Origin of the sequence: Nocardia vermiculata NBRC 100427, from assembly GCF_001613265.1 — a bacterium.
Taxonomy (GTDB): Bacteria; Actinomycetota; Actinomycetes; order Mycobacteriales; family Mycobacteriaceae; genus Nocardia; species Nocardia vermiculata.
Map to the genome: position 1 here is coordinate 36,476 of NZ_BDCA01000031.1, position 19,012 is coordinate 55,487.

Annotated in this window: 18 protein-coding genes; 6 read left to right on the forward strand and 12 right to left on the reverse strand. The window is 67.1% G+C overall.

Annotated features, from left to right (window positions below):
• Positions 1 to 106 precede the first annotated feature (106 nt).
• Both NV2_RS25335 and NV2_RS25340 read right to left on the reverse strand, forming a co-directional pair.
• On the reverse strand, positions 107 to 1,198 hold the full coding sequence (locus NV2_RS25335; protein WP_067879515.1) for a GGDEF domain-containing protein: 1,092 nt from the start codon (positions 1,196 to 1,198) through the stop codon (positions 107 to 109).
• A 143-nt stretch (positions 1,199 to 1,341) separates the two neighbouring features.
• The gene (locus NV2_RS25340; protein ID WP_067879518.1) at positions 1,342 to 2,157 is read right to left on the reverse strand and encodes an enoyl-CoA hydratase; all 816 of its coding nucleotides are present in this window, start codon (positions 2,155 to 2,157) and stop codon (positions 1,342 to 1,344) included.
• A gap of 132 nt (positions 2,158 to 2,289) precedes the next feature.
• Between NV2_RS25340 and NV2_RS25345 the strand changes: the two genes are divergently transcribed.
• The 4 genes from NV2_RS25345 to NV2_RS25360 all read left to right on the forward strand — a co-directional run bounded on the left by NV2_RS25345 (position 2,290) and on the right by NV2_RS25360 (position 8,260).
• Positions 2,290 to 3,810 carry an acetyl-CoA acetyltransferase gene (locus NV2_RS25345; protein ID WP_067879522.1) on the forward strand — a complete coding sequence of 507 codons (1,521 nt, stop codon included), beginning with the start codon at positions 2,290 to 2,292 and terminating at the stop codon, positions 3,808 to 3,810.
• 39 nt (positions 3,811 to 3,849) lie between these two features.
• Entirely contained in the window at positions 3,850 to 5,571 is a 1,722-nt protein-coding gene (locus NV2_RS25350) for a DUF3556 domain-containing protein (RefSeq protein WP_067879525.1), read from the forward strand.
• Positions 5,572 to 5,694: 123 nt separating this feature from the next.
• Positions 5,695 to 6,837, forward strand: coding sequence for a terpene synthase family protein (locus tag NV2_RS25355; RefSeq protein ID WP_245662775.1), 1,143 nt, complete (start codon positions 5,695 to 5,697; stop codon positions 6,835 to 6,837).
• A gap of 139 nt (positions 6,838 to 6,976) precedes the next feature.
• Positions 6,977 to 8,260 (forward strand): sensor domain-containing diguanylate cyclase, encoded by a 1,284-nt coding sequence (locus NV2_RS25360; RefSeq protein ID WP_067879531.1) that lies wholly within the window; start codon positions 6,977 to 6,979, stop codon positions 8,258 to 8,260.
• A gap of 34 nt (positions 8,261 to 8,294) precedes the next feature.
• Here NV2_RS25360 and NV2_RS25365 read toward each other — a convergent pair whose 3' ends face one another.
• From NV2_RS25365 to NV2_RS25385, 5 genes are read right to left on the reverse strand one after another with little or no spacing between them, the layout of a single operon-like run.
• Positions 8,295 to 8,708, reverse strand: a complete 414-nt coding sequence (locus NV2_RS25365) for an OsmC family protein (RefSeq protein WP_067879534.1) — start codon at positions 8,706 to 8,708, stop codon at positions 8,295 to 8,297.
• The gene (locus NV2_RS25370) at positions 8,705 to 10,069 is read right to left on the reverse strand and encodes an LLM class flavin-dependent oxidoreductase (RefSeq protein WP_067879537.1); all 1,365 of its coding nucleotides are present in this window, start codon (positions 10,067 to 10,069) and stop codon (positions 8,705 to 8,707) included. Before NV2_RS25370 ends, NV2_RS25365 begins: the two co-directional genes overlap by 4 nt.
• 14 nt (positions 10,070 to 10,083) lie before the next feature.
• Positions 10,084 to 11,154 carry an NrtA/SsuA/CpmA family ABC transporter substrate-binding protein gene (locus NV2_RS25375; RefSeq protein WP_067879540.1) on the reverse strand — a complete coding sequence of 357 codons (1,071 nt, stop codon included), beginning with the start codon at positions 11,152 to 11,154 and terminating at the stop codon, positions 10,084 to 10,086.
• A gap of 24 nt (positions 11,155 to 11,178) precedes the next feature.
• Positions 11,179 to 11,910: an ABC transporter ATP-binding protein gene (locus tag NV2_RS25380; protein ID WP_067879543.1), complete on the reverse strand. Its 732-nt coding sequence runs from the start codon at positions 11,908 to 11,910 to the stop codon at positions 11,179 to 11,181.
• A complete protein-coding gene (locus tag NV2_RS25385; protein WP_245662776.1) occupies positions 11,907 to 12,743 on the reverse strand; it encodes an ABC transporter permease subunit in 837 nt (278 codons plus the stop codon). Before NV2_RS25385 ends, NV2_RS25380 begins: the two co-directional genes overlap by 4 nt.
• Before the next feature lie 186 nt (positions 12,744 to 12,929).
• Between NV2_RS25385 and NV2_RS25390 the strand changes: the two genes are divergently transcribed.
• Positions 12,930 to 13,553: a GntR family transcriptional regulator gene (locus NV2_RS25390; RefSeq protein WP_067879546.1), complete on the forward strand. Its 624-nt coding sequence runs from the start codon at positions 12,930 to 12,932 to the stop codon at positions 13,551 to 13,553.
• A 16-nt stretch (positions 13,554 to 13,569) separates the two neighbouring features.
• Here the strand turns inward: NV2_RS25390 and NV2_RS25395 are convergent, their stop codons facing one another.
• The 4 genes from NV2_RS25395 to NV2_RS25410 all read right to left on the reverse strand — a co-directional run bounded on the left by NV2_RS25395 (position 13,570) and on the right by NV2_RS25410 (position 17,875).
• Entirely contained in the window at positions 13,570 to 14,814 is a 1,245-nt protein-coding gene (locus NV2_RS25395; RefSeq protein WP_067879549.1) for a cytochrome P450, read from the reverse strand.
• 75 nt (positions 14,815 to 14,889) lie between these two features.
• Positions 14,890 to 15,753 carry an alpha/beta fold hydrolase gene (locus NV2_RS25400; protein ID WP_067879644.1) on the reverse strand — a complete coding sequence of 288 codons (864 nt, stop codon included), beginning with the start codon at positions 15,751 to 15,753 and terminating at the stop codon, positions 14,890 to 14,892.
• A gap of 30 nt (positions 15,754 to 15,783) precedes the next feature.
• Positions 15,784 to 16,341, reverse strand: coding sequence for a TetR/AcrR family transcriptional regulator (locus NV2_RS25405; RefSeq protein WP_067879553.1), 558 nt, complete (start codon positions 16,339 to 16,341; stop codon positions 15,784 to 15,786).
• A 37-nt stretch (positions 16,342 to 16,378) separates the two neighbouring features.
• Positions 16,379 to 17,875: an MFS transporter gene (locus tag NV2_RS25410; RefSeq protein ID WP_067879556.1), complete on the reverse strand. Its 1,497-nt coding sequence runs from the start codon at positions 17,873 to 17,875 to the stop codon at positions 16,379 to 16,381.
• Between the two features lie 42 nt (positions 17,876 to 17,917).
• On the opposite strand from NV2_RS25410, the gene NV2_RS31560 reads away from it, so the two are divergent.
• Positions 17,918 to 18,073, forward strand: coding sequence for a hypothetical protein (locus NV2_RS31560; RefSeq protein ID WP_157103086.1), 156 nt, complete (start codon positions 17,918 to 17,920; stop codon positions 18,071 to 18,073).
• Positions 18,074 to 18,409: 336 nt separating this feature from the next.
• On the opposite strand, the gene NV2_RS25420 is transcribed toward NV2_RS31560, so the two are convergent.
• A complete protein-coding gene (locus tag NV2_RS25420; protein WP_168436200.1) occupies positions 18,410 to 19,006 on the reverse strand; it encodes a TetR/AcrR family transcriptional regulator in 597 nt (198 codons plus the stop codon).
• Positions 19,007 to 19,012: the final 6 nt, after the last annotated feature.

The window sequence follows — 19,012 nt, forward strand, 5'->3', positions numbered from 1 at the left end:
GCGACATTCGTGGGGATTGCGGGGCGTACCCCGGCGGTGCGGCCACGGTGCACCCGGCCGGGAGTTTAAGCGATTATGCTTAAATCCGCAGGTTTCGGTGCGAGCCTCAGGTGGGACGGTCCGGCGGCGGGGTCAGTTCGTCGAGCACCACCAGATTGCCGCCCGACTGTTTGGCCCGGTACATGGCAGCGTCGGCGGACTGCAGTAACCGGTCCGTGGTGGGCCGGGGAGTTCCGGGGCTGACCGTCGCGTCGTAGACGGCGACGCCGACGCTCGCGGTGACCTCGACCGCGGTTTCCGGCGTTTCGGCTACCGCCAGGCGCAGCCGCTCGGCCTCCGAGCGTGCGGCGTCACCGGCGATGGGCGCGGCCACCACGAATTCCTCGCCGCCGGTGCGTGCCACCACGGCCGCGTCCCCGGCGGCCTCGCGCAACCGCCGCGCGGTCCGTACCAGCACGGTGTCACCGACCCGATGCCCCCAGGTGTCGTTGACGTTCTTGAACCGGTCCAGATCGAAGGTCATCACACAGACTGCGGGATACTGCTCGACCAGGGGCGGCAACCTGGTCTCCAGGCCGCGCCGGTTCAGCAGTTCGGTCAGGGGGTCCGACAGCGACTCGGTGCGCAGCAACCAGTAGAGGATCTGCAACGCCGGCAATGCGCTGACCACCGAGACGAACAGCAGCAGTCCGACCGCGAGTGCCATCCGGATATCGCCACCACCGGTGACGATGCGCACCGAGAACACGATCACCGCCACCAGTGACCACGCCGAATGTGCCGCGAGGACCCGCGCGCTGTGGAAGTAGCCCAGGTAGCATCCGGTGACCACGAGCAGTACCGTGCCCATCGCCGCGAACAGCCGATCCGGCACCTGCAGGAATTCCGCGGTGAACAGCACATCGGCGCACCCGATCAGGACCACCGATTCGGTGCTGCTCGGCCAGCGCAGCAGCCACCAGCGCAAGGCCCACAGGGTCCCGGCCGCTATTCCGATGCTCGAGGCGATCCCGGGGTGGCCCGGCGGCCCCACCGGTGAGCCCGCGATCACGGCACCCATCACCGCGATCACTGCGCCCGCGGTACCGATCAGTGCCTTCAACGGTCCCAGCACGGACCGGGCCGCCAGGGTGTGCACCAGCCAGCGGTAATCGACCCGGTCGTGCCACCAGGCCCGCACTATGCTGCTGTCGTACATCGCCACTCACCCCTGGTCCGTACTGCGCAACCAGCGTCGCACACGCATCTGCCGGCAGACCCAGCGGTCTCATCGTGCCGGAGCGGTCCGAACCGGTCGGCGGCAGGTGCGGGCCGCGCGGGTTGCCGGGCGATCGCCCGGGCCTACCGCTGATCGCGGAATACCGCCGGGCGGCCTTCCGTGCGCGCTGCCACCGCCTCTTCGAAGTTGTCGGTCAGCAGGCGAATGTACAACTGCCCCAGCCCTTCTGCCTGCATATGCCCTTCCAGTGAGGACGCGTCGAGGCCGCTCCACAGCGTTCGCTTGGTCAGTTCGATTCCGGGCCGGGAGAAGGTCGCGATGCGCTCTGCGATGTCGTAGCAGTAGTCGAGGAGCCGGTCGGCCGCCACGCAATGCGACACCAGCCCGATGCGTTCTGCCTGCTGGGCGTCGATATCGCCCCCGGTGAGCATCATTTCGAAGGCACGGGAGGTGCCGACGGCCCGGGGGAGCAGATACGACAGCCCCAGTTCGCTGGCGGTGAGGCCGTTGTTGATTCCGGCGGCCCGGAAGTAGGCTTCATCGCTCGCCACCCGGATATCGGCGGCGAGCGCCAGACACAGTCCGCCGCCGATGGCGGGGCCGTTGACCGCAGCGATGATCGGCTGGTTCAGGCGGCGAAAGGACAGGATGACCTCGTCGAGAACCTCCATCGAACGCAAGGCTTTGGTGGGCGCGGTCAATCCGTCCAGATGGGGAAGGGCGCCCGCGGCCTTCTGATCGGCGCCCGAGCAGAATCCGCGTCCGGCCCCGGTCAGGACGACCGCCCGCACGGAATTGTCGTGCTTGATCTCCTCGATCGCCGCCCGCAGCGGCAACATCAGGTCGAACGCCATCGAATTCATACGTTCGGGCCGGTTCAAGGTGACGAGTGCTACCTGCGGGCGGGGCTTGTCGACGAGGACGAGATCGGTGTTCATGACGTGACCGTAGCGGTAGCGGCGAGCAACCGAGAGGTTCTCCTGACGTCGATCTGGACATATGTTAAGTGTTATGTCTGGACAGATGTCCTCGGTACGGACGTATCGGCAGCAGGTGCGAGGCGGTTTGCGTTGATTGATCCACGGACACCGGTAATCGTCGGTGTGGGGCAGATTTCGGACAGCATCGACGGGCCCGGATACCTGCAGTTGTCCTCGGTCGAGCTGGCCGCCGCGGCTGCACGCAACGCGCTCGAGGACACCGGGGCGCGATTCGCCGGTGTGGCGGCGTCGATCGAGGTGATCGCCGGAATCCGCCAATTCGAGATCTCGGCACCGGTGCCTACGCCGCTGGGCCGCTCGGACAACTACCCACGCTCGGTGGCGCGGCGATTGGACATCGATCCGGCGCGTGCGGTGCTCGAGGTGGTCGGTGGGCAGGGGCCACAGCATCTGATCACCGAATTCGCGACCGCGATCGCCGCCGGAGAGCTGGAGTCGGTGCTGATCACCGGCTCGGATGCGATATCGACCGAACGCCACTACGCCGGTCGCGCCGACAAACCCGACTTCACCGAACACGCCACGGGGCAGCTCGAGGACCGCGGTTTCGGATTCGAATCGTTCATCGACTCCAACCAGGTCCGCCATTCGGTCATGGGCGCGCCGACCCAGTACGCGCTGCTGGAGAATGCGCGCCGGGCCCGGCTGGGAGCGAGCCCGGACGAATACCGCCGGCAGATGGCGGAGCTGTTCGCGCCCTTCACCTGCGTGGCCGCGAAAAATCCGCTGGCGGCCGCACCCGTCGTCCGCTCCGCCGAGGAGTTGGCCACCGTCACCGCGGACAACCGGATGATCTGCGACCCGTACCCCCGGTTGATGGTGGCACGGGATCTGGTCAACATGGGCGCTGCGGCGGTCGTGATGTCGGTGGCTGCCGCGCGTCGTCTCGGCGTCCCGGCGGAGAAATGGGTCTACCTACGCGGCCACGCCGACCTCGCGGAGCGTTCGCTGCTCGAACGCGACGACCTCGGCACCGCGCCAACCGCAGCGATGGCCACGCGGGAAGCGTTGCGGGTGGCCGATATCAGGCTCGCCGACGTCGCGACCTTCGATCTCTACAGCTGCTTCCCGGTCCCGGTGTTCAACTTCTGCGAGGGCACCGGACTGGCCACCGACGACCCGCGCGGGCTGACCGTTACCGGCGGGCTGCCGTTCTTCGGCGGTCCCGGTAACAACTACTCGATGCACGCCATCGCCGAGACCGTCGCCCGCATGCGGGACGACCCGGGTGCGTTCGGACTGGTCGGAGCCAACGGCGGCATCATGAGCAAATACTCGGTGGGCGTGTACTCGACCGCGCAGGCCAACTGGGTGCCCGACAGCAGCGCACAGCTGCAGCGCACCGTCGACGCAGCGCCAGGTATCGCGTTCCGGTCCCGAGCCGAGGGCTCGGCCAGGATCGAGACCTACACGGTGCGCCGCGCCTTCGAACCACGGATCGGTGTACTGGTCGGACGGCTGCACGCCGACGGCAGCCGATTCCTGGCGACGATTCCCGCCGACGATCTCGACGCGGTCGACGATCCGATCGGGCACGACATCACCGTCTCCGCGGGAGACGAGAAGAACACGGCGGCCCTGGCGTCCTGATGCCAGACGCGTCCGAATCCGCGGAGAACGGAGAAACAGATGGGGTTCCTGCAGCCGGAGCTGCCGGTAGTGGACATGCAGCAGTGGGCCGGTAGCGGGCGTAGCGAGCGCATCAGGCTGATGGCCCGGCACTGGGCCGAGGTCGGATTCGGCACGCCGGTGGTGATGCACCTGTTCTATGTCGTGAAGATCCTGCTCTACATCCTCGCGATCTGGCTGTTCGCGCTCACCACCAGTGGTATCGACGGATTCACCGATGTCGGCAGCTGGTGGTCGGAACCGATCGTGTTCGAAAAGGCCGTGCTGTTCACCCTGTTGTTCGAGGTGCTCGGCCTCGGCTGTGGGTTCGGACCGCTCAACAACCGGTACTTCCCGCCGATGGGGTCGATCCTGTATTGGTTGCGCCCCGGTACGATTCGGCTCCCACCCTGGCCTCGACAGATCCCACTGACGCGCGGCACCAATCGCACACCGATCGATATCGCGCTGTATGCGGTGCTGCTGGTGGCGCTGGTATGGGCGTTGTGCTCCGACGGCACCGGGCCGATACCGGCCCTCGACACCTCGGTCGGCGTCCTGCCGGCTTGGCAGATCTGGCTGATCCTCGCGGTGCTGGCCGTGCTCGGACTGCGGGACAAGGTGATCTTCCTGGCCGCGCGCGGTGAGGTCTATGCACCGCTGGCGGTGGCCTTCCTGTTCACCGGAGCCGATATCGTGCTCGGCGCCAAGCTCGTGTTCGTCGTCATCTGGATGGGTGCGGCCACCTCGAAGTTGAACCGGCACTTCCCTTTCGTGGTCTCCACCATGATGTCCAACAGCCCGATCGTGCGGCCGCGCTGGCTCAAGCGCCGGTTCTTCGCGAAGTTTCCCGAGGATCTGCGTCCGGGGCCGTTGTCGCGCATCGTCGCGCACAGCGCCACCGCGGTCGAGTTGTGTATTCCGGTGGTGCTGTTCTTCTCCCGTGGCGGATGGCTGACCGTGGTAGCCGCGGTGCTCATGCTGTGCCTGCACCTCGCGATCCTGACCGCCATCCCGATGGGGGTGCCGCTGGAGTGGAACGTGTTCATGATGTTCGGATTGGGCGTGCTGTTCGTGTCCTACTCCGATATCGGATTGACCGACGCGGTGCACCCGTGGTGGCCTGCGCTGTTGTTCGTGGTCCCGGTGGCGATCGTGATCGCGGGCAATCTGATGCCTGCACGGATCTCGTTCCTGCCCGGGATGCGCTACTACGCGGGCAACTGGGACACCACCGTGTGGTGTGTCAAGCCGTCGGCAGCGCAGAAGATCGGGGAGAACATCGTCGCGATCGCGAGCATGCCGCAGGCTCAGATGCAGCGCTTCTACGGGGATCGTGCCGAGATCCTGATGTATCTCGGCTATGCCTTCCGCGCCATGAACACCCACGGTCGCGCGCTGTACACGCTCGTGCACCGCGCCATGCCCGCGGGCCGCGAAGACGAGTACACCATCACCGACGGGGAGCGGATCTGCAGTACCGCGGTCGGCTGGAACTTCGGTGACGGGCATATGCACAACGAACAACTCATCGCGGCACTGCAGCAGCGGTGCAGGTTCGAGCCCGGCGAGGTGCGCGTGGTCCTGCTCGACGCACAGCCGATCCACCGGCAGACCCAGTCCTATCGGCTCGTCGACGCCGCGACCGGCGAATTCGAGCGCGGCACCGTCCGGGTGGCGGATATGGTCGAAAGTCAGCCCTGGGCCGACGATCTCCCGGTCCGGGTGACCTCCGGCGGCTGAAAAATATCCGAGACAGGTGTCACGTCCGCCGGTCCACACCGGGGATGTCGACTACCATTGCTCGAAAGTGGCCGGGACGCGGGAAGAGCCCGGCACTTGCGTTCGTAGATCGGGAGAGTTGTTGTGGCACAGAAATACACGCCGCAGGTGCAAGCAGAACTTTCCGAGATGCACGAGCACTATCGGCAACTTCTGGACCGGGGGGACCGCTGGTCGTTGCGCGCCCTGTTCAGCACCGAAGACTGTGACATAGCCGAATACTGCCGGGATTTCGCGCCGAACCGGTTCGGTGAGCAGGCCTGCGCGCAGGTCGAGGACTTCTGCCGCGAGCACGGCATCTGGCTGGAACACGGTGGCGCCCACTACAACAGCATGACCCCCTACCTGCATCCACGGGCGACCACCGTCGAGCGGATGGTGACGATCGGGATCTACAACGCGATCCTGTTCTGGCTCAACGATACCGTGGGCCGGGAGAAGTTCGGCCACCTGTCCGCCGCGGAGCAGGCGCAGGCGTTGTACGAGGTCGATCGGCTGTGCCGATTATTCGAGGCGGAGGACATTCCGCCCTTACCCGAGGCGGAAGGTACTCCGCCCGCCCCCAGCCCTCCCGGACCCATCGAAACCGCCACCACCGAATTCCTCTCGATGCTCGCCGACCAGGCTGATCCGGCCTGGTTACGAAGCTTCCGGATCCTGACCGTCGACCATCTGCGACCGGCCATCCGCGATCAGAACGCGAGCGCGCGCCGCGACCTGCTCGGCGTAGACGACTACATCGCACTCCGCAACGAGATCTCCGGCATGTACCCCGCGATCGCCCTGTGCGATTTCGCGCGCGGCGTCGTGCTGCCGTGGGACCGCATCCGTGCCGTCGGCCTCGACGAGGACGTGCGGGTTCTCATCCGCCTCACCGCCGAGATCGGCGCGCTGATGAACGATGTGTTCTCCTTCGAGAAGGAGTGCATTGTCGACCGCTCGGACTTCAATCTCGTACCGATCCTGCTGCTCAACACCCCCGGCGCGACACTGTCCGATGCCGTCACCGGCGCCGCCGACGTGGTCCGTGACCGGCTCACCCATTTCCGTACGCTGCGGGCCCGGGTGCTGCGGCGATGCGCGGATGTCGCGGATGCCGAGTTGAGCGAAGCGGTCGCCGAGTATCTCGCGGATCTGGACCAGTGTGTGCAGGCCAGCTGGGTGTGGCAGTGCGTGAGTCCGCGGTACAAGGGCACCTCGATCTTCGTGGAGGATCATCTCGCCTAGAGGTGTTCCTTTTTGTGAGAATTTCGCCGTGCAGTACTTTTGCACTAGCGACCATTAGCGTTGCTTACAGAGCAGTACCGGAGGAGGCACTACCGGACGCCCGTACCTAGCGGGCTCCCGAACCGGCAGGGGATTTGTAGTGAACGACCTGGAGTACACCGCACTAGCGCAGCAGTGGCGGCGCGCCTTGGCCCCTCTCGCCGGCTCCACCCCCTACACCGACGTGGACTTATCACTGCTGAGCAAGTTATTACGCGAGCTACGGGCGGGACTTGACGCTCCAACCTTCGACTACGCCGTCGGCTCGCGGGTGGGTGCTGCCCTGGTACGTGCCCAGCTCACCGATTCCTCCGTGCCCGCCGCCTCCGCGCAGGTCCTCTACGGGCTGGTCGACCACTGCGAACATCCCGAGGGCGGCCCCCGCCTGGCAGCGCTGCTCGCCGCGCTCGGTCAGGGACACCGCGATGCCTCGGCGCTGCAGCGCCCCACTCAGTCCGAGTACGACAAGCGCTTCCGGATCGTCTTCGATCACGCGGCCATCGCCATCGCGGTCGGCGACACCAACGGCGCCCTGCTGGAAGCAAATCCCCACCTGGCGACGATGATCGGCGTATCGCCCGAGGAGCTGCACGGCATCTCGGTCTACGACTTCGCGCACCCCGACGATCAGAACGAGATCCGGCGGATGGTCTACGACAAGCTGGTCCCCGCCCGGGAGGGCACCGTCCGGATCGAGCGGCGACTGCTGCGCGCCGACGGCAGCGTCGGCTGGGCCTCCTTCGCCATCACCTATGTCAAGGGTGCCGCCGACCAGCCGGACTATCTGCTCGCGATCGGCGAGGACATGACCGAACGGCATCAGCTGCAGGAGCAGCTGCACTATCAGGCCCGGCACGATGCGCTCACCGGCCTCCCCAATCGCCGATATCTGCTCGAGAAACTCAGTGAGGCCATCGCCGCGGCCGGGGACCACGACCGGATGGGACTGTGCTTCGCCGATCTCGACCAGTTCAAGGAGATCAACGATCACTACGGGCACGGAACCGGTGATCAGGTCCTGGCCACGGTCGGTCGCCGGCTGCTCGACAATCTCTGCGGGATGGGCTGCATGGTGTCGCGGATCGGCGGCGACGAGTTCGTGATCATGGTGCCGCCCCCGGCCGGCAACGAGCGGGTCACCGAGATCGCCAACCGAGCACGCGGCGCCCTGACCGACCCCATCGTCGTCGGCGGGCACCGGCTGCCCATGTCGGCCAGCATCGGCGCCGTGATCACCCCGATCGTCGGCAGGGACCCGGAATGGCTGCTCGACGCCGCCGACACCACGCTGTACCACGCCAAATCCAATGCCAAGGGCGATTGGATCCTGCACACCGTGCACGCGGCGGACGACAGCGACGACAACCGGGTCGGATTCTGCTGAAACACAGCGACGCCCGCGACCCGGCGCGGTGTTCTCAGTCGGTGCAGAGCTCCAATTCGATGCCGCTGCCGCGGCGGACGGTGTTGTAGATCGGGCAGGTTTCGGTGAACCGCGCGACCAACGTCTCGGCGACGGTGCGGTCGACGCCGTGTACCCATACCGTGACCCGAGTGTGGTCGTAACGGGTCGGATCGGCGACACCACGCACATGCGTGGCGCTGACCCGGACGCCGGAGACCGTATACCCGGATTCGGTCGCCGTGGCCTCGATATTCGCCATCGCACAGGAGACCAGCGCCGAGAGCAGCAATTCTCCGGCCCGAATGGATTCGCCGGGCCCGAAGCGGGAGTCGGTGATCACATGGTTGGTACGAGCATCGAGGACGAACCGGCCCGGCACGCCGGCGATGGTGTGTCCCGAAACCGTCGCGGTATTCGCTTCGCTCACAACGCCACCCGCCCGGACAGCGGTGCGCGGTGGACCCACTCGCCGGACTCCGGACGGTTCAGGCCCAGATTCTCGCGCAGTGTCCGCCCCTCGTACTCGGTGCGGAACAAGCCACGCCGCTGCAGTTCCGGGACCACCTGACGGGTGAATTCCTCGAAACCGCCCGGCTGATACGGCGCTTGGACGGTGAAACCGTCGCACGCACCGGCGGTGAACCATTCCTCGAGACCGTCGGCGACTTCGGCGGCGGTCCCGACGAAGCCGCCCTCGACCCGACCGCCGTACTGTTTGCCGAGTTCACGCAGCGTCAGCCCATCACGCTCGGTGATCTCGCGAACCTCGCGGTAATGCCCTTCCACGCCGGGCACCTGCACTTCCGGCAGCCGCTCGTCGAGTGGAAAGGTCGACAGGTCGACATCGAGATGGTAAGCGAGCGTAGATAATCCACCCAGTGGCGGCACCAGCTCGTAGAGCTCGTCGTGCAGGCGGCGGGCATTCTCGGTGGTGGTGCCGATGACCGGTGCGATCGACGGGAGGATCTTGATCTGCTGCGGATCGCGGCCGTGCGCGGCGGCCCGCTCCTTGATCTCGGTGTAGAAGGCTTGCGCGGATTCGAGCGAGGCGTGACTGCAGAATATGACGTCGGACCAGCGAGCCGCGAAATCCTTGCCTTTCGCGGAGGCGCCGGCCTGGATCAGCACCGGATAACCCTGCGGTGGGCGTGGCACGTTGAGCGGCCCCCGAACGGTGAAGAATTCACCGTCGTGGTCGACCGCATGTACCTGCTCCGGATCGGCGAACAGCGGCGTCGCGGCATCCAGAACCAGCGCGTCCTCATCCCAGCTGTCCCAGAGTTTTCCGGCGACCTCCAGGAACTCGTCGGCCCGTTCGTAACGGAGCTCGCGCGGAAACTGGCTGTCGCGGCTGAAGTTACGCGCTTCGGCTTCCTGGAACGAGGTGACGATATTCCATGCGGCGCGCCCGGCGGTCAGGTGATCGAGCGTGGCGAAGGAACGGGCCACGGTGTACGGCTGCGCGTAGGTGGTCGACACCGTTGCGGCGAGTCCGAGCCGATCGGTGACCGCCCCCATCGACGAGAGCACGTGCAGTGGATCCAGACGCAGGGATCCCAGCGCGCCGTTGCGGAGCTGAGCATCGGTACTTCCGCCGAATCGGTCCGGCACCGACAGGATGTCGGCGAAGAAGGCGAGGTCGAAGCGCCCCGCCTCGAGGGTGCGGGCGATGTGCTGGTAGTAGTCGGCGCTGAGCCACCCCGGCACCGAGGAGGGGTAGCGCCAACCTCCCGGACGTCCCGGCCCGGCGGTCACGAAGGCGGCAAGGTGCATCTGTGAATTCGACATGGCTGGGTCGCAATCTATTTCGAGAGTTCCTGGTCGATGATCTTGTTGATCTCGTCGAATCGTGAGTCCTGCAGCCAGGTCGTCACGTCGACGCGTTCGGGATAGACGCCGAGCCGGTGGAAGTTGTCGGCGAGGTCCTGGGTGCCGGCGATGGCGTCGGCGCTGACCGAGGTGAACGAGCCGGCGCCCGAGTACGACAGCCGACGGCTCTCGATCAGGTCGCGGTACACCTGGGCCTCGAGCGCGCTGTCACCGAAGCCGCCGAGGCGGGTGAAGGCGTCGACGGCGCGTTGCGGATCGTCGTCGATCCAGCGCTGCGCGTCGCGCACGGTCCGCACCAGCGTCGCGGCCTGCTGTGGATGGTTGTTCGCGAACGATTCGCTCGCGACGAAGAAGGCGTAGTCGTAGGTTCGCACACCCGGCAGCGTCGCGGCGTTGTGTTTGCGGCGGGCCAGCTCCGCGCTGGGTTGCCAGGTGATCCAGGCGTCGACCTTGCCCTGCGCGAACGCGGCCTCGGCATCGGCCGCGGTGAGGTTCGCGTAGTCGACATCGTCGATCGACAGGCCGGCGGTGTCGAGATACTTGATCAGACTGTAGGTTCCGGTGGTGCCGCGCTGATCGGCGACGCGGCGACCTTTCAGATCCGCGGCCGACTTGATCGGTGACCCCTGGGGAACCAGGATGTCGACTTCGTTCGCCGGTAGCGGATAGGCCACCAGCGGGACGATCGGAACACCGCCGCCGATGGCGTAGATGACAGCGGTGGCGGTGGCGAAGGTGAAATCGACGCTGTGAGCCTTGATCGCCTCCATCACCGGGAGTGAGGCCGGAAATCCGGTGGGCCACTCGAGCGGGATGCCGCCGAGCTCGGCGGCCGGATCGATGTCGCTGAGCTTGTTGCGCAGGACGGTGCCGGGCTCGGCTCGACCGTCACCGATCAACGCGTAGCGGACTCGCCGCAGCGGCCCGTCGTCCGGTTCGGCGGTCGCGCATCCGGCCACCGCGAGGGCGGACAGACCGAGCAGCCCGGCACCGGCGGCGACGAATCCGCGTCTGTTCAGGGTGCGTGGTGGGGGTGAGGACATGGAAAACCTTCCGATTCGAGGGGATCAGGCATGCACGGCCCGGTCGGCGGCGAGCAGCGCATCGAGCAGATCGGCCTTGCGGACAGCCGATTCGGCACTGCCGTGCAAGCGCGGCCGGGGTTCGTCGATGCGCAGCTCGCGGGTGATTCCGGAGCCGGTCAGCAGGAGGACGCGGTCGGAGAGGATCAGGCTCTCCTCGACGTCGTGGGTGACCAGGACGACGGTGCGTGGATGTTCGGCCAATAGCCGCTCGAGCAGCTGCTGCATGGTGACGCGGGTGATGGCGTCCAGCGCGCCGAAAGGTTCGTCGAGCAACAACACCTCGGGCTGATGCAGCAGCGCGCGGGCCAGGGCGACCCGTTGCCGCTGACCGCCCGACAACTCCCGCGGCCAGTCCCGTTCGCGCCCCGCCAAGCCCACCGCCTGCAGCAGTTCCACGGCGCGTTCGCGCCGACCTCGCATGCCGAGCTGGACGTTGTCGACAACGGTGCGCCAGGGCAGCAGCCGGTCCTCCTGGAACATCATGCGCGAGCGCACCCCGTCCCCGGTGGTCGAGCGCACCCGGCCCGTTGTGGGTTGTTCGATCCCCGCGAGAAGTCGCAGCAGCGTCGACTTTCCGACACCACTGGGACCGAGGACGGTCACGAACTCACCGGGTTCGATGGTGAGATCGATACCGTCGAGGATCGGCCGGTCCCGATAACGGTGGCCGACGCCGGACAGTTCCAGACCGGCACCCGGGCGTGGGTCGTTCATCGCGTGCTTTCCTTGCCGTAGTTGGTGTTCCAGCGCAACACTCGCCGTTCCATCAGCCGGACCAACTGATCGGCGATCAGCCCGGCCAGTGCGTAGAGCACGATCGCCAGCACGATCCGGTCGTTGCGCAACAGGTCACGGCCGTTCTGGGCGAGGTAGCCGATTCCGTCGCTGGTGGCGATCGTTTCCCCGACCACCAGGGTCAGCCAGGCGACGCCGAGGGCGTACCGGATTCCGGTGAGGATCATCGGCATCGCCCCGGGGATCACGATCTCGCGCAGCAGGCCGGGATAGCCGAGGCCGTAGGAACGCCCGAGCTGCACCAGTTTCGGGTCGACCGATCTGATTCCGGAAACCGTGTTGAGATATACGGGGAACACGACTCCAAGGGCCACCAGAATGATCTTGGGCAATTCGTCGATACCGAACGCGGCGATCAGGAGCGGCACCATCGCCAGATGTGGGACGGCTCGCAGCATCTGGACACTGCGATCCACCAGTGCTTCGCCGATGCGCGACAGCCCCACCAGGAATCCCAGCGTGAGTCCCAGCGCCGCACCGATGCCGAAGCCGAGGGCGACCCGGCGGATACTGGCGCCAAGGTAGCGAGTGAGTTCGCCGGTCTCCCAGAGGTTTCCGGCAGTGTCGAGGATTTTGCTGGGCGGCGGCAGAATTTCGGCCGCGAGGATGCCGTTGGTCGAACCCCACTGCCAGCCGATGAGGAGCAGCACCGGAACCACCCAGGGCAGCAGGGTGGTGAGCGGGAGCCGGCGGCGCACGGCTACCACGGTGCGCTGCGGCCGGGTGACGGGGACGGTCGATATGTCAGACACGATTGCGTCCCCTCGGCGCCCGAGTGGGTAGATACATGGCTCTCCTCGCAGGTCGATGGGTACGAGCAGAACCATGTCAGCTTCGGATGCAAATGGCGCCAGTTGTATACAGCTGGATTTGAACTCTTTGCACACCGCACCGCGGCCTGGTACTCGTTGGAGAACGCAATCGAAGGGAGTGGGCCGATGCGCACCGAGTCGTCGCCGTACCAGCAACTGCGCGAACGCATCACGGGCCGGATCTACCCGCCGGGCACGATGCTCCTCCCGGCAACGGTGGGCGCCGAACTCGGCGTATCCAGGACGCCGGTCCGCGAGGCACTGCACCGCCTCGACTACGAAGGTCTGGTCGTGCAGGCGCCCCGCGGCTATCGCGTCCGCGAGCGCACCCCGGAAGAACTACTCGAGATCTGCGATGCCCGCATCGTCCTGGAGTCGGCGGTCGCTTTCTCTGCCGCGACCAGCCGGTCCGAAATCGATCTTGCCCGCCTCACCAGAATGTTCGACACCGCTGTTGCGGAACCCGATCCCGAGGCCGGCCTGCGCCTCCACAGTGACTGGCACCATGCGCTGCGGGCGGCCGCGCACAACCGGACCGTCGAGGAACTGATGGATCGGCTAGACGCCCAGATGGCGGTCTACGAAACCGACCGATCCCAGGCTCCGGAGAACCTGGCGCAGATCGAGAACGAACACCGCGACATCCTGGACGCGGTCCTGGCCGGCGACGCCGAACGCGCCCGCACCACGATGATCGCCCATCAGGTGCGCACCCGCGATATTCGCATCGCCGCGGCGGCCGCCCGATAACCGAGCGCCGCAACGGTCAGTAGGCGACGGGGGCCGGGCCCGTGCCGCGAATGGTGACGGGCATGTGGCGGACTCCCGCGTGTTTGTTGCTGCGGACGTACTCGATCGGGCCGTCCGGAGTGATCGTTTCGACGCGATCGAGCAGCACATCGAACATGACACGCATCTCCATGCGAGCCAGCGAGGCCCCCAGGCAGAAATGCACACCACGTCCGAATGCCAGGTGCGGGTTCGGGTTTCGGCCGATATCGAAGGTGTGCGGTTCGGTGAACACCTGCTCGTCGCGGTTGGCCGACGCCCACCAGAGCGTGACCTTGTCGCCGGCCGCGATCCGGTGCCCGCCGACCTCCACGTCCCGGGTGGCGGTACGCCGGTTGTACGGGGTCGAGGAGGCCCAGCGCAGCATCTCCTCGACCGCGCCCGGGAGCAGTGTCCGGTCCTGTTGCAGCCGCCGCCACAACTCGGGGTCCCCGCTGAGCGCGGCGGTCCCCTGGGCGATCGAGTTGCGGGTGGTCTCGCTGCCGGCGGCGACGATCAAACTCAGGAACAGGCGCTGCTCGGCCTCGGTCAACGGCTCGTCGTCGACGAGGGCGTGGGTGACGATGGACAGCAGGTCCGCACCCGGCTCGGCGCGCTTACGTTCCAGCAGCTCCGCCCCGTAGACGAACATCCGCGCCTGTGCCTGCGCGAGACGATCGTCGATCTCGCCGACCTCCCGGTCCTCGTAGTCGAGGGTCACATTCGCCCAGTTCATCAGCTCGTGCCGGTCGGCCTGCGGCACACCCGCCAGCTCGGCCACCGCCTGCAACGGCAGCTCCGCTGCCACATCGGTCAGGAAATCGCAGTCCCGCTTCGCGACCGCCGCATCGACGATCGCGATCGAGCGCTGCCGCAGATCGTCCTCGATCCGCCGCAGCGCGCGCGGCGTGGTGCTGGGGGCGAGCAACCGGCGGATCTTCGCGTGCCGGGGATCGTCCATCATGTTCAGCAGTGCGCCGACCGTCCCCAGCGGCATATCTTCGAGCGTGGTGCCGCCCCCGTCCCGGTCGCCACCTGTTTCCGAGGAGAAGGTGTCACCGGAGGTGGCTGCGGCGATGATATCGCCGTAGCGGCTGAGCACCCAGAATCCTTCCCCGCCCGGGCTGTGCGCGGTGGGCGGGTGAAACCACACCGGTGCTTCCCGTCGTAACCGGTCGAAGACGTGATGGGGGAATCCGCTGGTGAACCGGTTCAGGTCGGTGAGGTCGATATCGTCGAACATGGAGCCTCCTCGCCGTGCCGCCCAACGGTATTCGCCGTGGTCGAGGACGGTCAACAGCCGAGGTGGAGATGCTGCCTAAGGGTTCGCGTCGAGGACCTCGTGCAGGCGCCGGGCGAAGGCTTCGGGCTGTCCCGCGTAGCCGGCGTCTCCACCGACGAAACCGCTGTGGTGGCTGGGGAACACGACCGCTTCGTGCCCCAGCAGGGCAGCGGTGGCCTCGGCGGTACGTCCGGTGAGCACTCCGGCGGACTCGGTGCCGACCGCGATCAGCACCCGGGTCGGCGCCGCGGTGAGGGCGGCGATATCCGGACGGTAGTCCACGACCGCCCGAGAGCGGTCCGACAGCAGCGGATCGTCGCGGTGGCCGTCGTCCTCGGTGGGCATCCCGAACACACCGGGATCCGGTGCCGGCTGTGCGAAGTACCCCTCGTCGAATTCGCCCTGCCACGACGTCATGGCGATGAACGCCGCCATCCCCGCCCCGAACCCCTTGGCCTCGTAGGCTTCCCGAACCCCGGCAAACGCCCGCGCGGCCGCCGCGGCATCGGGCAATACCCCGGTGATAGGCGGTTCATGAGCGACCAGGACGGATACATCGCCAGGATGCGCCGCCACCAGGGCCAGCGCCGTCACCGCCCCACCGCTACTGGCGAATACCTCCACCGGCCCGCCGACGACCCCGATCAGCGCATGGAGATCCTCCGCCTGCACCACCGGTGAGTTGTCGGTGCGCCCATCCTTACGCACACTGCGCCCGAGCCCCCGCGGGTCGTAGGTGAGCACAGTCCGGTCCGGAAAATACTCCGCCAGGGTGGCGAAACCACCGGCATCCATCGGCTGACCCACCATGAGCAGCGGCGGACGGCCGACGCTGGGCAAGGGGCCGCGCACATCGTAGACGAGGTCGGCTTCAGCGGTTTCGAGTGTATGTGTCTGCATGCTCATCGTGACGGGGCGCCGCCCGAAAACTCATCGGTAGGTGAGCGCGATCAGTTCCGCTTCGAGTGCGGCGCGGTCGGAATCGGTGAGCACGGCGCCCCACAGGGGAGCGGTGGTGCTGCCGTCGGCGGCGGCCACGACCATGCGGATGACAGCGGGGGAGAGGCCGTCGTCGAGAAGCGCGGTCCGCCACCACAGCGCGTCCTGCTGCGTCAACTTCTCGAGTTCCGGCTCGTACATCAGATGTGCGGCCAGCGCGATGTAGTCGCGAAGCCCGGCGACGTCACGGGCCTGGGCGAAGCTCACCCGGATGTATGCCCTGGTGAGCCGGCCCGGCGTTCCCTCCTCCTCGTCGCCCGCGGCGTGCTCCACGTCCTGCCGGAACCGGACCACCAGATCCGTGGCGACTTCGTTGAGGAGTTCCTCCTTGTTCGGAAAGTGATAGAGCAGGCCACCTTTGGACACTCCGGCGGCGACGGCGATGTCGGAGACGGGCACCGCGGTGCCGTGCCTGCCGATGAGCTGCGCGGCGGCGTCCAGGATCAGTCGCTTCGTTTCGGCGGGGCTGCGGCCGGCAGTACGTGCCATATCGTCGTCCTTCGTCTGTTGCAGGTGACGAATCGGTTCAGTGCTCCACCGATACGGCAGCCTTGGTGTTCGGGATGAGCGTAAAGGCCACGACCGCGGCGATCACCATCACCGCAGCCGCGATGAGGCTCGTTGCCTGCATGGCGTGCACGAATGCGCGCTGTGCCGCTTCCAGTGCCGCACTGCCGGATTCGAGCACCGCGGTCGCGGCGGCGAGTGAGTCCTCGGCACGCGGCGGGGTGCCGGCGGGGAGTGCGAGACCGGCGCGATAGAGCACCGTGATGATCGACCCGAGCACTGCGATACCGAGTGCGACGCCGAGCTCGTAGGCGGTCTCCGACACCGACGCTGCCGCGCCGGCCTTGGCCGGACGTACCGCGGAGACGACGGCGTCGACGCTGAGGGTTTCGGCGATACCGATCCCCAGCCCGAGGGGAACCACCGCGAGCAGCACCCAGAGCAGCTGCTCACTGCCCTCCACTGCGGCCATCAGTCTCAGTCCGGCCGCACCGACGAGCATGGCGACCGCGATGGCTCGTCCGCGGCCGAGCCGGGTCAACAGGACACCGACCACCGTCACCGCGGCCATCGCGGCGAGCGCCGCGGGGAGTTGCGCCAACCCCGCCTGCAGTGGGCTGAGTTCGCGAGCGAGCTGGAGATATTGGGAGAAGAAGAACAGCACACCACTCAGCGCGAACACCGAGATGAAGTTGACCAGCACGGCTCCGGTGAACGCCTGGTTGCGGAACAGGGCCACATCGATCATCGGTGACGCCGTGCGCCGTTGCCGTCGCACGAACAGCACCGCACAGACGGCGCCGACCACGAGTACGCCCGCGGTGGCGGGTCCGAACGTGCCGCCGGCGAGCTGTTTGATCGTGTACACGAACGGAATGATCGCGAGCATCGACAGGCCGCTCGAGACGAGGTCGAAGCGGCCGGGATTCGGGTTGCGGGACTCCGGCAGCATCCACCCGCCGACGGCGAGTACGAGCAGCATGACCGGCAGGTTGATGAGGAATACCGACCCCCACCAGAAGTGCTCGAGCAGAAAACCACCTACCAGCGGCCCCAGTGCGATGCCGCTGGCGGCGGCGGCCGACCAGATCGCGATCGCCCGGGTGCGCTCCACCTGATCGGTGAAGATGTTGCGGATCAGCGACAGGGTGGAGGGCATGATCGTCGCTCCGGCAATGCCCAAGATCAGCCGGGCTGCGATCAGCACCTCGGCGGACGGTGCGAAGGCAGCCAGCACCGAGGCGAGCCCGAAGGCGACCGTGCCGATCAGCAGCAATCGCTTGCGGCCGATTCGGTCGGCCAGATTGCCCATCGTCACCAGCAAACCGGCCAGCGCGAGCGAGTAGATGTCTCCGACCCACAGCACTTGTGTCGCGGTCGGCGACAACTCGGCCGTCAGTGACGGCACCGCCAGGTAGAGCACGGTCGCGTCGATCGCCAACAGCAGCACCGCGCCGACCAGCACCGCCAGCGATGCCCAACGCCGCGCCGGACTCAGCACCTCGCTCCGTAACATGCAAAGAACTATACCGTCGTGCCGGTACAGTTTCTAGGAAGTGTGAGCGGCGACAACCCCATGACCTTCGCCTTCCGGTCGATGCCGGGGCTCGGGACGGCTGCCTCGTCGTGGCAGGATCACGGTCTGCTCCCCGGTGTCAGCGCCCGGCGTGCCAACGTCAGCCAGCGCGTCTGCTCCGCCCCGGACATGCTGTAGGTGGGTGCGGTGGACAGCAGTAGAACCATTCCCCGGCAGCCTTCCGGCTGCCGAATCTGGCCATCGCCCGCCTCTTCGGGCGCACCCCGGCCATGGGTGCATTGCCCACCCTTCGTGCCGCGACCGATCCGGCGGCTCGGGGTGGCGAATATTACGGTCCCTCAGGTCTTTTCGAGATCCGGGGCTACCCCGGACGGGTGCAGTCCAGCGCCCGATCGGTGGACCGCGAAAGGCAGCGCCGTCTCTGGGAGGAGTCGGAGAAGCTGACCGGTGTCCGTTACCTCGGCTGAACGGGGCGCAACCGGCACCCGGTGGGCAGGCTGCAGACGGCAACCCTCAATCGTGGACGGCCAGTCCGTCCACGAGGGTGCTCACCAACTGCTCGACCCAGGCGTCGTCCACCGCGGCCGCGCCACGCAGGACGACAGCGACCAGGGTGGTCCCGAAGACTGTTTCCACACACAGTGAGATGTCGAGATCGGGGCGCACCTCGCCGCGCTCGACCGCGCCCGCGAACAGCCCGGCGAGGTGGTCCCACACCGTGGTGCGCAGGCGTGCGGACAGTTCCTGCTCGAGATCCGGATCGGCGACCAGTTCGCTGATCAGCCCGGGTGTCGCACGCCGCCCCGCGGGGGAGCCGACGACCTCGACGCATCGATGCACCACGGCCCGCAGGACGCCGCGCAGGCTGCTGTCCTCGCTCGGCTCGGCCGCGACATCGGGCGGGAACACCGCCTCGTGCACGAGATGTGCTTTGGAGGCCCAGCGCCGCCGGATCGCGGGAACCGATGTTCCTGCCCGCTCGGCGATGGCGCGGAAGGTGAGGTCGGTGTAGCCGACTTCTGCCACCAGCTCACGCGTTGCGGCCAGGACGGCGTCGTCGATGCGGGTGTCGCGGGGGCGACCGGCGACCTGCGTCGCGTCCTCGGGCACGATGCT

Coding starts and splice junctions, on each gene's coding strand:
- NV2_RS25335 (WP_067879515.1), bottom strand. CDS start 1,198: ATGTACGACAGCAGCATAGTGCGGGCCTGGTGGCACGACCGGGTCGAT.
- NV2_RS25340 (WP_067879518.1), bottom strand. CDS start 2,157: ATGAACACCGATCTCGTCCTCGTCGACAAGCCCCGCCCGCAGGTAGCA.
- NV2_RS25350 (WP_067879525.1), top strand. CDS start 3,850: ATGGGGTTCCTGCAGCCGGAGCTGCCGGTAGTGGACATGCAGCAGTGG.
- NV2_RS25370 (WP_067879537.1), bottom strand. CDS start 10,069: ATGTCGAATTCACAGATGCACCTTGCCGCCTTCGTGACCGCCGGGCCG.
- NV2_RS25375 (WP_067879540.1), bottom strand. CDS start 11,154: ATGTCCTCACCCCCACCACGCACCCTGAACAGACGCGGATTCGTCGCC.
- NV2_RS25380 (WP_067879543.1), bottom strand. CDS start 11,910: ATGAACGACCCACGCCCGGGTGCCGGTCTGGAACTGTCCGGCGTCGGC.
- NV2_RS25390 (WP_067879546.1), top strand. CDS start 12,930: ATGCGCACCGAGTCGTCGCCGTACCAGCAACTGCGCGAACGCATCACG.
- NV2_RS25395 (WP_067879549.1), bottom strand. CDS start 14,814: ATGTTCGACGATATCGACCTCACCGACCTGAACCGGTTCACCAGCGGA.
- NV2_RS25400 (WP_067879644.1), bottom strand. CDS start 15,753: ATGCAGACACATACACTCGAAACCGCTGAAGCCGACCTCGTCTACGAT.
- NV2_RS25405 (WP_067879553.1), bottom strand. CDS start 16,341: ATGGCACGTACTGCCGGCCGCAGCCCCGCCGAAACGAAGCGACTGATC.
- NV2_RS25410 (WP_067879556.1), bottom strand. CDS start 17,875: ATGTTACGGAGCGAGGTGCTGAGTCCGGCGCGGCGTTGGGCATCGCTG.